Source organism: Boseongicola sp., from assembly GCA_014075275.1.
Lineage (GTDB): Bacteria > Pseudomonadota > Alphaproteobacteria > Rhodobacterales > Rhodobacteraceae.
The window spans coordinates 988,734-1,003,246 of the sequence record CP046179.1 but is presented as its reverse complement, the minus strand read 5'-3'; the positions used below and the strand labels follow the sequence as shown (position 1 = coordinate 1,003,246).

General features: G+C 53.7%; 14 protein-coding genes. 3 read left to right on the top strand and 11 right to left on the bottom strand.

The window, feature by feature from the left end; genetic code table 11:
• Positions 1-41: 41 nt before the first annotated feature.
• The 5 genes from GKR98_05050 to GKR98_05030 form a co-directional block, all read right to left on the bottom strand.
• Positions 42-605 carry a hypothetical protein gene (locus tag GKR98_05050; protein QMU57623.1) on the bottom strand — a complete coding sequence of 188 codons (564 nt, stop codon included), beginning with the start codon at positions 603-605 and terminating at the stop codon, positions 42-44.
• A 56-nt stretch (positions 606-661) separates the two neighbouring features.
• A complete protein-coding gene (locus GKR98_05045) occupies positions 662-1,381 on the bottom strand; it encodes a DUF502 domain-containing protein (protein ID QMU57622.1) in 720 nt (239 codons plus the stop codon).
• Positions 1,382-1,452: 71 nt separating this feature from the next.
• Entirely contained in the window at positions 1,453-2,364 is a 912-nt protein-coding gene (locus tag GKR98_05040; GenBank protein QMU59973.1) for a pseudouridine-5-phosphate glycosidase, read from the bottom strand.
• Between the two features lie 8 nt (positions 2,365-2,372).
• Positions 2,373-3,266, bottom strand: coding sequence for a kinase (locus GKR98_05035; GenBank protein ID QMU57621.1), 894 nt, complete (start codon positions 3,264-3,266; stop codon positions 2,373-2,375).
• Between the two features lie 61 nt (positions 3,267-3,327).
• Positions 3,328-5,748 (bottom strand): FAD-dependent oxidoreductase, encoded by a 2,421-nt coding sequence (locus tag GKR98_05030; protein QMU57620.1) that lies wholly within the window; start codon positions 5,746-5,748, stop codon positions 3,328-3,330.
• Between the two features lie 221 nt (positions 5,749-5,969).
• Between GKR98_05030 and GKR98_05025 the strand changes: the two genes are divergently transcribed.
• Entirely contained in the window at positions 5,970-6,632 is a 663-nt protein-coding gene (locus tag GKR98_05025; GenBank protein QMU57619.1) for a TIGR02453 family protein, read from the top strand.
• 3 nt (positions 6,633-6,635) lie between these two features.
• On the opposite strand, the gene GKR98_05020 is transcribed toward GKR98_05025, so the two are convergent.
• Positions 6,636-8,354, bottom strand: a complete 1,719-nt coding sequence (locus GKR98_05020; GenBank protein ID QMU57618.1) for a methionine--tRNA ligase — start codon at positions 8,352-8,354, stop codon at positions 6,636-6,638.
• Positions 8,355-8,663: 309 nt separating this feature from the next.
• Here GKR98_05020 and rpsB point away from each other — a divergent pair, with 309 nt between their 5' ends.
• Positions 8,664-9,512 carry a 30S ribosomal protein S2 gene (rpsB, locus tag GKR98_05015; GenBank protein QMU57617.1) on the top strand — a complete coding sequence of 283 codons (849 nt, stop codon included), beginning with the start codon at positions 8,664-8,666 and terminating at the stop codon, positions 9,510-9,512.
• Positions 9,513-9,591: 79 nt separating this feature from the next.
• Positions 9,592-10,473, top strand: a complete 882-nt coding sequence (locus GKR98_05010) for an elongation factor Ts (protein QMU57616.1) — start codon at positions 9,592-9,594, stop codon at positions 10,471-10,473.
• 352 nt (positions 10,474-10,825) lie between these two features.
• On the opposite strand, the gene GKR98_05005 is transcribed toward GKR98_05010, so the two are convergent.
• From GKR98_05005 to GKR98_04985, 5 genes are all read right to left on the bottom strand, one after another.
• A complete protein-coding gene (locus tag GKR98_05005; protein ID QMU59972.1) occupies positions 10,826-11,497 on the bottom strand; it encodes a LuxR family transcriptional regulator in 672 nt (223 codons plus the stop codon).
• A gap of 71 nt (positions 11,498-11,568) precedes the next feature.
• Positions 11,569-12,012, bottom strand: a complete 444-nt coding sequence (gene aroQ, locus GKR98_05000; GenBank protein QMU57615.1) for a type II 3-dehydroquinate dehydratase — start codon at positions 12,010-12,012, stop codon at positions 11,569-11,571.
• A gap of 281 nt (positions 12,013-12,293) precedes the next feature.
• Entirely contained in the window at positions 12,294-12,983 is a 690-nt protein-coding gene (gene phoB, locus GKR98_04995; GenBank protein QMU57614.1) for a phosphate regulon transcriptional regulatory protein PhoB, read from the bottom strand.
• 4 nt (positions 12,984-12,987) lie between these two features.
• Entirely contained in the window at positions 12,988-13,698 is a 711-nt protein-coding gene (phoU, locus tag GKR98_04990; GenBank protein ID QMU57613.1) for a phosphate signaling complex protein PhoU, read from the bottom strand.
• A gap of 12 nt (positions 13,699-13,710) precedes the next feature.
• A complete protein-coding gene (locus GKR98_04985) occupies positions 13,711-14,508 on the bottom strand; it encodes a phosphate ABC transporter ATP-binding protein (protein ID QMU57612.1) in 798 nt (265 codons plus the stop codon).
• Between the last annotated feature and the right edge of the window lie 5 nt (positions 14,509-14,513).

The following is a 14,513-nucleotide window of genomic DNA, read 5'->3' as shown; positions in this document are numbered from 1 at the left end:
GATCTCATGTGGCCGCAACGCTGTGTGGCACGTAACGTGCGCTAATATACCAGAAAATCGCCCTCGGCTGCAGGATAACTTCGCGGAATATGAAAATGGTGTTCTCTCCACCACACAGACAAGACCCATTTTTCTCCTGCGCCCGGCCCAAACCCTACATGCGCGCTGTCGGGGTGTGTGATGTTCTGACCGGGTAAAGTGTTCTGCATGACCAAAACGCGACCTAGTTTAGGGCGCACGGCAACCATTAAGTTGGGAAAAGCTGTTTGGCCTTCTTCCTCGACGTCGTTTAAATAGCATAACGTTGTAAACAACCGCTGGCCGCCGCGATGAAACAGGTCGCTGGACTCGCCGTGTTCTGGCGGTATTCGAACAATTGCAGAGATGTCAGTCATCAACTGCGTCAGAACGGGATCTGACCACTGGTCCACCAGGGCTGCCTGATTGGTGTGTTTTTCGCCCACAACCCGCCCATCCTTGGTGCCATATGATGGCTGCTCCAATCGATCCTGACCGGCGGCAATGGCAGCATCCGCCACTTCCTGTCCAAAGACACCGTCAAAGACTGCAATCAACGGATTTACGTTCAGAATTCTGCTGTCCATGTTCAGACGCCTCGCCGGTATTCATTTTGCGAACGATACAGGCCGCGACCGTCAGTTCAAGAGGCGCGCGCAGGTGGCTGCCGCACTTCTCCAATGGGTGTTGGCTTGGCGCTCTTGCCGTTGGGGTAAACAAGGCCTGCGGAAATCACCAGTTTTGCTGCGTCCTCCACCGACATGTCCAATTCCACAACATCGCTCGTTGGCACAAACAACAGAAAGCCGGACGTCGGGTTTGGCGTTGTTGGTAGAAAGATCGCAGTCTTGCCTTCTTCGAGCGGGATCTTGCTCGAAATCTCACCCTTGGCATCTGTGGAAATAAAGGCAATCGCCCAGATGCCTTTGCGCGGATACTCAACCAGACAGGCCTTATCGAAAGACGTTTCGGATTGGGCAAAGACCGTTTCAGCTATTTGCTTCAAGCCATTATAAACCGATCTTACCACCGGTAGACCTTGAACCAAACTTTCAGCCCAGCCTAACATCGACCGCCCGATCAGGCCCTTTGCCAACCATCCTACAAACACGGTGAATATCAAAAAGACCAAGACGCCGATCCCGCGTATGGAAAGGCCCACGTATTGATCCGGGCGCAACCAGGCAGGAACAAACGGCAAGACCCAACTGTCGACCCAGCCCGCCATGGTCCAGATCAACCACAATGTCAGACCAATCGGTGCAATCACCACCAGTCCGGTCAGAAACGACGCTCTGAACGAACCAAACGGGCCGCGCCGTTTCTTTTGTGGTTTTTTCTCGTCGTCAAAGGGTTTGGACATTCGGGGTCTTCCGGCAGGACAATGTTAAAATAGGGGGCAAAAAAGCAGGGAACAATGCCCAGAAACAGAAATCACCGCATACCAGGCCGATTTGCCAGGCATTTGGCGATTTCCGACGCAAGGCGCGCATTATTTAATACCAACTCGATGTTGGCTTCCAGAGATGCGCCATTCGTTAGCTCAAAAATGCGCTGTAACAAAAACGGCGTTACATCTTTTCCCCCAATGCCTTGTTGATTGGCCTCGTCGTTAGCCTGCGCAATGATTGGAGCAAGAACGTCTGCGGAAATCTCGGCTACTGCCGGTATCGGGTTAACCACTAGCTGACCGCCGGACAATCCCATGTGGCGACGCATCGCAAAAGCATTGGCGATATCTGCCGGTACATCCATACGCAGTGGGGCCTGGATGCCAGATGCCCGCGACCAGAATGCTGGCACTTCATCCTGGCCAAAAGCAATCACAGGAACTCCATTCGTTTCAAGAACTTCCAGCGTTTTTGGTATGTCCAAGATGGCTTTTGCACCTGCCGCGACAACAATAACCGGTGTCTTCGACAACTCCTGCAAATCCGCCGAGATATCGAATGACCGCTCGGCTCCCTTGTGCACACCGCCGATGCCGCCGGTGGCGAATACTTCGATACCAGCCAACTGCGCGGCGATCATCGTCGCAGCAACTGTTGTCGCTCCGTTCCCTTTATCTGCGATGCAAACCGCTAAGTCCGCGCGCGAAAGTTTCGCAACATTGTCTGCCCTGGCGAGTTTATCAAGTTCGCTTTCGCCAAGACCTATCTTCAGACGCCCCCCAAGAATGGCAATTGTTGCCGGAACCGCACCGTTTTCGCGAACGCAAGACTCAACTAGTCGTGCGGTTTCTACGTTCCGGGGAAATGGCATCCCAGGAGTGATAATTGTCGATTCAAGGGCGACAATCGGCGCACCTGATTCTCGGGCCTTGGCAATTTCTGCCGAAAAATCCATTGGCACATTCACGATGGAACATCCCCAGATACATATACTGCGGCCGCATTCAGGGCCGCTTCCAATGCTTGCTGCCCATCTTGTCCGCGAGCTTCGGCTGCCATGTGCGAAGCCATGAATGTGTCGCCAGCACCGGTCACCCGGGTCACCAGAACTTCTGGCGGGGTGGCGACCAGTATTCCGTTTTTCGCCGCATGCGCCGCTGCGCGGCCGCCGTCAGTGACCAATACTTGTGCGGCGCCACGGTTTAACAACGCTTCCGCCGCTTCGGGAGCTGATGCAAACGTCGTTTTGCACAGCAAACCGGCTTCCTCAAGATTGACGTACAGAGTGGCGTAAGGACAAGCTAGCAACGGCATAAGGCGTTCTGCTTTTCCCGGCGACGCCGGAGCGACACGTAAATCAGCCTTGGCAAAAAGTGGGCTCTTTGCGATTTCCATCAAAAGGCTTTCCGTCAAGTTGTCGTCCAGGGCTATTTGCCCGGAATAGGGTGATTGAGCCGACCCCAATCGACCATTTTCCAACGGCCGTAATATTTTAGCGCCCGCCGCTTCAAGCGAATGCGCATCAGCGATGGCTGCAATTAGCCCGTTTGCGCCTTCAACGGCCATATATCTATCGGTTGGCAAATCGTCGGAACGGTAGATGAACTGGGTGTCCATTCCCAACCGGTTGGCCGCATTGACCAACTCGTCACCTTCTTCGTCCCGACCGATAGCGGTCAGCAACACAGGCTGCATCGAAAACCGGCGCAATGTCATTGCGATGTTCATCGCTACACCGCCGGGAAGCCGCGTGATCCGTCCTGGCACATCCGAACCCACACGCATCACGGCGCTGGCCCGTCCAATCACGTCCCACAACACTGACCCAATGCACAATACTTGAAGTTCTTTTGTCATGGCGTCGGTTTGGCGAAGCTAGTTGCAGATGGCAAGCCCCAGTGACGTGTAGAACGGCCTTCTACTTATCGCGTAGTTTAGCGCCTTCCGGGTCAAATGGTGCCTGTTCCAGCACACGCGCAACATGAGGCTTGCCCAGAATTGCAACATGAACTGTATCGCCGGGCTCGGCTGTTCCAGCACGTAGATAGGACAAAGCCAGAGATTTCTCGACGCTATATCCGTATGCTCCTGAACTGACCTGACCAATCGGCGTGCCATCCAACGCAAAGATCGGTTCACCACCCGAGGCATCCGCCGTCTGCACCTCGATCTCAAGCAGCCGGAGCATTTCACGGGCTGGCTGCCCGGAAATTTCCTCCCAGGCATCCTTGTTCATGAACTCTTTGTCGGCTTTGATCAGGCCAGCAAGCCCGGATTCATGTGGCCAATACTCGGGGCTGTAATCGCGTCCCCATGAACCATACCCTTTTTCCAACCGCATACTCATCAAAGCACGGCTGCCAACAGGGCCAGCGCCAAGGGCAGGGGCCTCGGCCAAGAGCGCCTCATAGAGTTTAAGCTGGTCGTCGGCGGCGCAATGCAACTCCCAACCCAGATCACCAGTGAAAGAGACGCGGATTGCGACGCAATCAACCCCCGCGACGGTAATGCGTTGCGAACGCATAAACGGGAACGCTTCATTGGAAAGATCTGCGTTCGTCAATCTAGCAAGCAAATGCCGCGATTGCGGGCCAGCAATGTTAAACCCGCAATAGCTCTCAGTTAGACTTTCGAATTTTTTGCCCTCCGGAAGTGGCAGGGCACGGAAAAATCGCAAATGGAAGCGCTCGGCCATTCCAGATCCGATGATCCAGAACGTCTCTTCATCAAGTCGAGTTACCGTGAAGTCCCCGGCAACACCGCCACGTTTCCCAATCAGCGGGGTTAAACAACTACGGCCAACACCTTTCGGCATTCGATTGGCAAATAAGGCGTTCAACCAATCTTCGGCACCGGAGCCCTGAACGCGATATTTGGCGAAGTTGGAAATATCCAGGATACCAGCATTTTCGCGCAGCATCCTGCATTCGCGCCCCACGGGTTCAAACCAGTTCTGGCGTGCAAACCCATAACTTTCCTCTTGCGGTTCACCGTCTTGAGCGAACCAAAGCGGATGCACCCAGCCATAGTTCAGTCCAAAATGCGCCCCCATGGATTTTTGCAGACCGTATGCCGGACGCACACGCGCCGGACGCCCTGCCGTGCGTTCTTCGTTCGGAAAGTGGATTTTGAAGCGGTTCGCATATTGGTCACCAACCCGTGCCTTGGTGAACTCTTTGCCAGCCCAATGCCCGTAACGGGCTATATCCCAACCAAACAAATCCAGTGTTGGTTCACCTTCGACCATCCATTCTGCCGAAAGCTTGCCCAACCCGCCGTTCTGGCTGAAACCGGGGATGATCCCGCAGCAGCAGAAATACCCGGTCAGTTCCAGTACCGGCCCAAACAGAGCCGAACTATCCGGCGACCAGATCATCGGCCCATTGATCACACGCTTGATGCCTGCTTCTCCAACAGCGGGAACCCGATCAATAGCGCGCATCATGTTGTCTTCTATGCGCTCCAGATCATCGGCAAAAAGCTCATGGCCAAAGCCTTGTGGCGTTCCGTCTTCGGCCCAGAACCTTACGTCGCGCTCATAAGCGCCCATCAAAAGACCCTGTCCTTCCTGACGAAGATAGTATTCCCCATCCCGATCAGCGACCGATGGTAAGCGACGGTCCATTCCCGCGATTTCATCTATCGTCTCAGTCACGAAATACTGATGCTCGGTTGGCAAAAGCGGCAATTCAAACCCCGCCATTGCCGCCACTTCACGAGCCCATAGACCGGCAGCATTCACAACCCAGGGTGTGCGGATATCACCCTTGTCAGTGCGAACGATCCAACTACCATCAGGTTGCTGTTCAGTTCCTGTCACCGGTGTAAATCGATGGATTTCCGCGCCTCTCTGCCGCGCTCCAACGGCGTAGGCATTCGTGACCCCGGATGGATCAACATTGCCGCCGTCGGGTTCAAACATAATGCAGCGAATGCCATCGTAGTTCACCATCGGATGCAGCCGTTCAGCCTCATCTCGGCTGACTTCATGGAAGTTCATCCCAAACCGGCGCGCTTTGGCTTCCTGCAATCGAAGTTGATGTTCGCGCTCTTCGGTCTGCGCCAGATAAAGGCTACCGGGTTGAAATACCCCGCAACTTTGCCCGGTTTCTGCCTCCAACTCGGCGTATAGGTTCATCGTATAGTGCTGCAGCCGCGAGATATTCGTGGAGTCATGCAAGCCATGGATATTGGCAGCGGCATGCCAGGTGGAACCGCTTGTCAATTCCGAGCGCTCCAACAGAACCACATCTGTCCACCCAAGTTTGGTCAGATGATAAAGGATCGAACAACCGACAACACCGCCCCCGATGACGACTGCCTGCGTGTGAGATTTCATGAGATTTTCCAAGTCATAATCATTGATGTTTTAATGCAGCTTATGATCACTACGGCGAAACGATCTGGTAAAAAAGCGCCATTTTAACCGGTCAAAATGTCGGAGAAGTAACCCGTGCTTTTCGGGAGTGATTAACCTGCCGCCGAGAACGCTGTAGGCACTTTTCTTGAGATCTTTGTCGGACTACTCTTGCGCCACCGCGCCTCAAGGGAAAGCTGCCAATGTCACTCACAAATGAAACCTTTGAATTTCTGGCTGACCTTGAAAAGAACAACACAAAGGCTTGGTTTGAAGACAACCGTGACCGATACGAGCAGCATTGGAAGTCTGCTGGTCTGGCCTTTATCGATCAGTTTGCCGCCTTGGTGGCAAAACAAGACCCGGCTTTGAAAGCCGAGGTACGGCTGAACGGCTCATTGCGTCGGATCAACCGGGACGTCAGGTTTTCCAAAGATAAGTCCCCATATAACGCCCGCCTGCATATGATCTTCTGGAGCGGTAGCCACCCGACAAGGTCACCCGGCCTCCATATCGTTTTGCAGCCTGGTGGAGTTGGCTTTGGTGCTGGGCATTTTGCCATCGACCCCAAAGCGCTCGCCGCCTACCGCGCCCGAATATTGGACGACAAAGATGCAGAAACTTTGCAGTCCGCAATAGCATCGGCCAAGGCTGTGAATTGTTCGCTTGGCCCGCCCGATCTGGCGCGGATTCCCAAGGGATTTGATGCCAATCATCCCCGTGCCGAACTTTTGCGCTACAAAGCCTTCGTTGCGCGCACATATGACAAACCCGTGTCGGCAAAGGTTCTTGGACCCGACAAAGCCGATGCCTGGATGCAGAAAACAACGGCAGCTCTGATGCCGCTGATCCGCTGGCTGTCTTAAGCCTTAGGTGCGCTGGCCGGCAAAACGGGCCTGCCACTCGTCCCGCTCTTCGTCGCTGATCTTTCGGAAAAGAACATCGGGAACAGTAAAGTCATGCTCTGCCGGAAGGGCGTTCAACGCCGCCTCAACATCCTCGGGCCATTCCATGTCCAACGTGTTCATGGCTGACAGCATGCGCGCCGAAGCGTCCGGGATAAATGGTGCCGAGATGACGGCGTAAAACCGGATCAGATTCAAAGCCATGCGGACCACAGCGGCGGCGCGATCCGGATCTTCCTTGAATGCGGCCCAAGGAGCCGCTGATTGCAGATATTCATTGCCCTGCACCCAAAGTGCGCGCAGTTCTGCGGACGCCTTGCGCACTTCCATGGCCTCCATCTGGGTTTGGTATGCGTTCAACCCTTTTTGCAATCTTTCGATCAATGCCTGTTCGTCCGGCCCCCAATCGCCAGCGCCCGGAACTGTCTCTCCAAACTTGGAACGGCAAAACTTCGTGACGCGGCTAACGAAGTTCCCCAGCACATCCGCCAGGTCTTTGTTGACCGAGACCTGGAAATTCTCCCAGGTGAATTCACTGTCCGAACTCTCCGGTGCATGGCTCAATAGCCACCAACGCCAGTAATCCGCAGTTAGGATCTCCAGCGCCTGATCCATGAAGACGCCGCGCCCCTGGCTGGTGGAAAACTGCCCGCCGTCATAATTCAGATAGTTGAATGACTTGATATAATCGACCAACTTCCAAGGCTCTCCAGAACCGATGATGGTCGCGGGGAATGACAGTGTATGAAACGGCACATTGTCCTTGCCCATGAACTGGACATATTTGACGTCATCGGCCCCTTTATCGGTGCGCCACCAACGCTCCCACTCGGCATCGGACGCGCCGCGACCGTCCGACCATTCCTTGGCGCAGGCGATGTATTCAATCGGCGCATCAAACCAAACATAGAAGACTTTGCCTTCCATGCCCGGCCAGTCTGCGTCCCCGCGCTTCACCGGCACCCCCCAATCCAAATCGCGGGTAATGCCCCGGTCCTGCAAACCATCACCGTCGTTCAGCCACTTCTTGGCAATCGACGTTGTCAGGATTGGCCAATCCTTCTTGCCATCAATCCAGGTCGACAGGTCTTCTCTTAACGTTCGCTGCTTCAGATAAAGATGCTTTGTTTCGCGCACTTCCAGGTCGGTCGATCCCGAGATCGCCGAACGCGGCTCAATAAGATCAGTTGGATCCAACTGTTTGGTACAATTCTCGCATTGATCCCCGCGGGCGCGGTCATAACCACAGTTGGGGCAGGTGCCTTCAATGTAGCGGTCTGGCAAAAAACGACCATCTGTATTGGAATAAACCTGACTTTCGACCACCTCATCTATCAGTCCGGCATCTGCCAGACGCCCGGCAAAATGCTGAGTCAGAGCGTGGTTCTGCGGCGAAGATGACCGTCCATATTTGTCAAATGACAAACGGAACCCGTCCGCCAGATCCTTTTGAACCTGCCACATCTCAGCACAATATTCGGCCACCGGCTTGCCTGCCTTCGCAGCCGCCAGTTCAGCAGGGGTGCCATGCTCATCCGTGGCGCATAGAAACAGAACCTCATTGCCGCGTGCCCGCATATAGCGCGCATATAAATCCGCAGGCAGCTGCGACCCAACCAGATTGCCCAGATGCTTGATTCCATTGATGTATGGAATTGCCGATGTAATGAGGATCCGTGCCATGAAATTCGCGTTCCCTTAAAGCGCGCGATCTCATAACGCAGGGCAGGGCGGTCGTCACGCTCATTCTTTTCTTATGCATTCTTCTTGGGTCAAATACTCCGGGGAGCGCGAGGGGCAGCGCCCCTCGCCACCGCGACCGCAAAGCGGGCGCAACAACGCCCTTGCATTCTTTGCTGAACCGGCCTAAACGGCGCGCACTTCACAGGCAGGGCTTGGGTCTTCGGGGGAGAAATCCTCGAACGATCCGCCGGTTGGGAGAAATCCCTTGATGGCTCTGCCGAGGCGCGAAACCGGAAAAGGAATATGGACATGGCGCTCCCTGATTTTTCAATGCGCCAGCTTCTCGAAGCTGGTGTGCACTTTGGTCACCAAACCCAACGTTGGAATCCCCGTATGGGCGAATTCATCTATGGCGACCGCAACGGCATTCACATTCTCGATCTGACACAGACGGTTCCCATGCTGGACGCCGCTCTGAACGTCATCCGCGAGACTGTGGCCAAGAACGGCCGCATCCTCTTTGTCGGCACCAAGCGTCAGGCCCAAAAGCCAATCGCTGACGCCGCTGAGAAATGCGCACAGTATTACATGAACCACCGCTGGCTTGGCGGCACGCTGACCAACTGGAAAACCGTTTCCCAGTCGATCAAGCGTCTGAAAGCTATCGACGAAAAAATGGCCGAGGGTGCCGAGGGCCTGACCAAGAAAGAACGTCTTGGTATGGAGCGTGAGCAAACCAAATTGCAGGCATCGCTTGGCGGTATCCGCGAAATGGGCGGCGTGCCGGACCTGATCTTTGTTATCGACGTGAACAAAGAAGACCTGGCCATCGCAGAAGCCAAAAAGCTGGGCATTTCGGTTGTTGGCATCGTTGATACAAATTGCTCGCCAGATGGTGTGGATTACATCATCCCCGGCAACGACGACGCAGCTCGTGCCATCGCGCTATACTGCGATCTGGCCAGCCGCGCCGCGCTCGACGGAATGAGCGCCCAACTGGGTGCGGCCGGTGTTGACCTTGGCGCTTTGGAAGAAGCTGCCGAAGAAGCGATTGAACCAGAGGCTGCTGCACCTGTAGAAGCACCTGTTGAAGAAGTTGCAGTCGAAGAAACGCCCGCTGCTGAAGACGCAAAAGCCGAGGAAGCAAAAGCCGAATAAGGCCGCTGCTGTCACGTTATTGAAACTGGGCGCGGCAATTGTCGCGCCCGATGAATTCCAGATATTGAGGAGAGCCAAAATGGCAATCACGGCTGCACTTGTAAAAGAGCTCCGCGACAAATCCGGCGCGGGCATGATGGACGCCAAGAAGGCGTTGACCGAAAGCAATGGCGATATGGAAGCCGCAGTAGACTGGCTGCGCACCAAGGGCCTTGCAAAAGCTGACAAAAAAGCAGGTCGTACAGCGGCAGAAGGCTTGGTTGCAGTAAAAACCGACGGCGGCAACGCTGTCGCAGTCGAAATCAACTCGGAAACAGACTTCGTCGGCAAGAACGCCGAGTTCCAGGAAATGGTCGCAGCATTTGCTGATGCCGCTCTGGGTGTTGATACGGTCGAGGCACTTGCTGGCGCCCCAGTTGGCGCTGCCGGCAAGCCAGGCAGCGAAGTTCTGACCGATGCAATCGCCAAGATTGGTGAAAACATGCAGCTGCGTCGCATGACCAAACTGTCGGGCGAAAACGTTGTATCTTACGTCCACAACGCCGCAGCGGCGGGCATGGGCAAAATCGGTGTTCTTGTTGCCTTCACAGGCAGTGACACAGGTGTTGCCAAGCAGGTCGCGATGCACATTGCGGCAGTGAACCCTGCTGCTCTGTCCGAAGCTGATATGGATCCAGCTGTTGTTGAAAAAGAAAAGCAAATTCAAATGGATATCGCCCGCGAAAGCGGCAAGCCCGAGCAGGTCATCGAAAAGATGATCATCGGTCGCATGAAAAAATTCATCGGCGAATCCACATTGCTGAACCAGTCCTTCGTTGTGAACCCTGATCTCACAGTCGGTGCAGCAGCAGCCGAGGTTGGTGTCGAAATCACTGGTTTCGCACGCATGGAAGTCGGTGAAGGCATCGAAAAGAAAGTGGAAGACTTCGCCGCTGAGGTCGCAAAAGCCGCTCAAGGCTGATTGATCCACATAGAATAAGGGCGACACCGTCGGGATACGGTGTCGCCCTATTACTGTTTACCCACTCTGCGCGCGACCAATGGGGATGAGGTAATCACGCAGACCCAACTCGTTCAGATAAGCGCCGACCTTCCAGCGTTTAATTCGCTCTCAGGCCGGCATCGGTTTCCCGATGACCCTCACTGTGACACCCGAAATTACGAGCGATGTCCGAGGGAAGTTCCTAGGCTAATGCCACCACTCACGGAACACGCCTACTATGACCCTGATATTGACGTAGGGGAAGTGTGGGAATCCCTACCGACCACAGAATTATTGCTGCTGTGGACGTCGAATTCGAATGTAAATCGATTTAGATTTCCGCAATAAATATTTGCCGTTGCAACGAAGCCTTCATAACGGCCTGAGCGGTTGTATCGGCTTCAAGTGATTCTCGCGCTTTTCGAAGGTGTTTTTCCACTGTTCCAGCGGTCAATCCAAGGATCGTCGCGGCGTCCTGCACTGTCTTTCCTTCGCTGACCCACTCAAGAACTTCTCGCTGACGCGCTGTCAGCTTCTGTAGTCGACGCGGATAGGGTAGGGAGCTGATTTTCAGGTGCGCCACTTGATTCAGAAGTAGAATTTCGTCGCCATCGCGTTCCCAAATCTGATCTGCTTCCTCTTGATCGATGCCGCAACGCGCAGTCAAACCAATCGCAGCCTTCTGCCGTATCGAACTGTCCGGAAACGAAATCGTAAATCCGGACCGCACATCGTGTTGTTGATTGAATTCGAGAACCTCCATCTGAGCCGCCGTAAAACTGGCCCGGTTTTCTTCAAGCCATCGCCAAGACATGACACCGACGTTCTCCAATGCCCATCCCACCATCGGCGCAAACGTAAACATCTTTGATTGCACGAACTTCTCAACGTAGTCGTCTGAAAAATTTGACAAAATCATCATATCGCCCGGGTCGCCGAGATTGGATTTTGTCCGAAATAATGTGAAGCCGTATATCAGCCGATCAAAGCCAAACCGCGCCATTTCGGTCGTCAAAACTGCCCAGGCTGCTTCTACAGTCTGAGCTTCAACAATTTGCTTCAGTGCTTCCTTGGTCACTTCCGGTCCGTCAAATGCTGGTCAAGCGCTTGCAGCGCCAGAACGTAGCCATGAATACCGAAACCGGAAATAATGCCTAAGGCGACTGATGTGATAAAGCTATGATGGCGGAACGTTTCGCGCGCATGGATGTTGGACACATGAACTTCGACTGTTGGCACTTCAATTGAAGCAATCGCGTCGCGAATAGCTATCGAAGTGTGAGAATATGCGCCTGCATTCAACACGATACCATCAAACTTGTCCCGCGCTCCGTGAAGTGCATCAATCAATACGCCTTCATGGTTTGACTGCAGAAACTCGACGCTATGTCCCAGGTTCGTTGCAGCCGCCAGGCAGTTCGCTTCAACATTCTTCAATGTCTCGCTGCCATAAATCTCTGGCTGCCGAGTGCCCAGCAAATTCAGATTTGGACCGTTTAAGACTAACAGCGCCGACATGTGCAGTTCCTCAAGACTTCGCGAACGTTTCCCGTGCTCATTCATTTTCCTTAACAGGCAACAGGTTACAGGTGCAATCATATCCTAGATCGCATATGTCCGGGATCGATGACATGGTTGCGGAAATGCCCATTGTTTATGGGAGTGGGATGTATGTTTGATTGTACCAGTATGTTTTAACTGAGTTTTCTTGATATCTACACGATACCAATATTTAACATAATACTGATTATGCGATGACGCTTGTGGTAACTGTAAGCTACTCAGAACGCTGCAAATGCCTACCCCAGCGCATATCCAGCGCCCCTGACCGTCCTCAGCAAGTCATCTCCACCATACTGGCCCAGGGCTTTGCGCAATCTGCCGATATGAACGTCGACAGTTCGAGTATCCACGTAAATGTCGCGGCCCCAGACACGATCCAACAATTGTTCGCGCGTCCACACACGTCCGGGCTTTTCCATAAATGTGCTCAACAGTCGAAATTCCGTTGGCCCAAGGTTGATTTCATCACCAGCCCGCATAACGCGATACGTTTCAGAATTCAGCTCTATGTCGTCAAACGTCAGCACCTCACCTACCGAGGCCGGTCTTGTCCGCCGAAGTTGCGTGCGCACACGCGCCATCAGTTCAACCACAGAATACGGCTTGATCATGTAATCATCTGCGCCGGTTTCCAGCCCACGAACCTTGTCCGCTTCTTCGCTGCGCGCACTTAACATAATAATCGGAACTTTCCGCGTGGCCGCATTGGCCTTCAATCGGCGACAGATCTCGATCCCGGAAACACCGGGTAACATCCAATCCAGAAGTATGATGTCTGGTTCAACCTCATCCACCATCAAAATGGCTTCATCACCTGTCTCGGCTTTGGCTACCCGAAAGCCCTCGGCTTCAAGGTTGTAGGTCAGCACTTCAAGTTGCGCGGACTCGTCCTCAACCACCAGAACGCTTGGCGATTTCACACTCATGATTCTAGCTCTCTTCAGTCATAAACGACGTTTTGTCATGCTTCGTGCGGGTCTCGTCCGGCATGGTACCTGTCACCAGGTAGACAACCTGTTCAGCAATAGATGTGACGTGATCGCCCATGCGTTCAATGTTCTTTGCAATAAAATGTAAGTGCATGCAGGGCGTTATGTTGCGTGGATCTTCCATCATGTGGGTCAGCAGTTCACGGAACATCGTGTTGTAAAGCTGGTCGACATCTTCATCGCGTTGGATGACTTGTTCTGCCAATTCAGCATCACGCTGAATATAGGCATCCAGGGCATCTTTAAGCATCCCCTGCACTTCTTTGGCCATCCGCCGGATTGAGGCATTGGCACCGTCGACCTGATGGATCTCGGCCAGAACCGAGGTTCGCTTGCCCAGGTTCTTGGCATAGTCGCCGCACCGCTCAAGGTTTCCGCTAATTTTGAGCACAGTCAAAACGGTTCGCAGATCGCTGGCTGTTGGAGCACGCAATGCAATCACGCGGGCGCATTCTTCGTTAATCTGCTCTTCCAAAACATCGATAGCTTTGTCATTTTTGCGCACTTGCTCAGCCAGTTCGATATCGCGCTGTTCCAGCGACTTGGCGCTGTCCAGTATGGCAGTTTCAACAAGGCCGCCCATCTTCATCAAGATTGTCTGGATGGTCTCTAAATCCCGGTCAAAAGCCGAGGCGATGTGTAATTCATTCATAGTCTCGTGCTCCTACCCGATCCGACCTGTGATGTAGCTTTCGGTGCGGGAATCTTCGGGGTTAGTGAATATCATTCCGGTGTCGCCGTATTCCACAAGGTCGCCCAGGTGGAAGAATGCGGTTTTCTGGCTAACACGCGCGGCCTGTTGCATTGAATGAGTGACAATCACGACCGAATAGTTGCGTTTCAATTCGTCGATCAGTTCTTCAACCTGTGCCGTTGCAATGGGATCCAGCGCCGAACAAGGCTCGTCCATCAGCAGGACTTCGGGTTCGGTTGCCACAGCGCGCGCAATACAAAGGCGCTGCTGTTGCCCACCAGATAGCCCCGTGCCTGGTTCGTCCAGACGGTCTTTGACTTCGTTCCAGATCGCTCCACGTCGCAAGGATTTTTCGACGATGTCGTCCAGCTCGGCCTTGTTGTTCGCCAACCCATGAATGCGAGGACCATAGGCGACGTTGTCATAGATCGATTTTGGAAATGGATTTGGTTTTTGAAACACCATTCCCACCTTGGCACGCAGCTGAACCGGGTCGACCTTCGGATCATAAATGTTCTCGCCGTCCAATAGGATATCCCCTTTGACGCGCGCCACATCGATCGTGTCATTCATTCGATTTAGGCACCGCAAGAAAGTCGATTTCCCGCAACCCGATGGTCCGATGAACGCCGTCACGGTGTTCTCCAGAATTTCGACGTTTACGTCTTTGATGGCATGCGTTTCGCCATAGTGGACGTTCACGTTCTTTGCCGAAATTTTGGTTTTTGTCATTTCTGCTGCTCGTTGCGCAATGTTCATGTCGTTCATTGTAT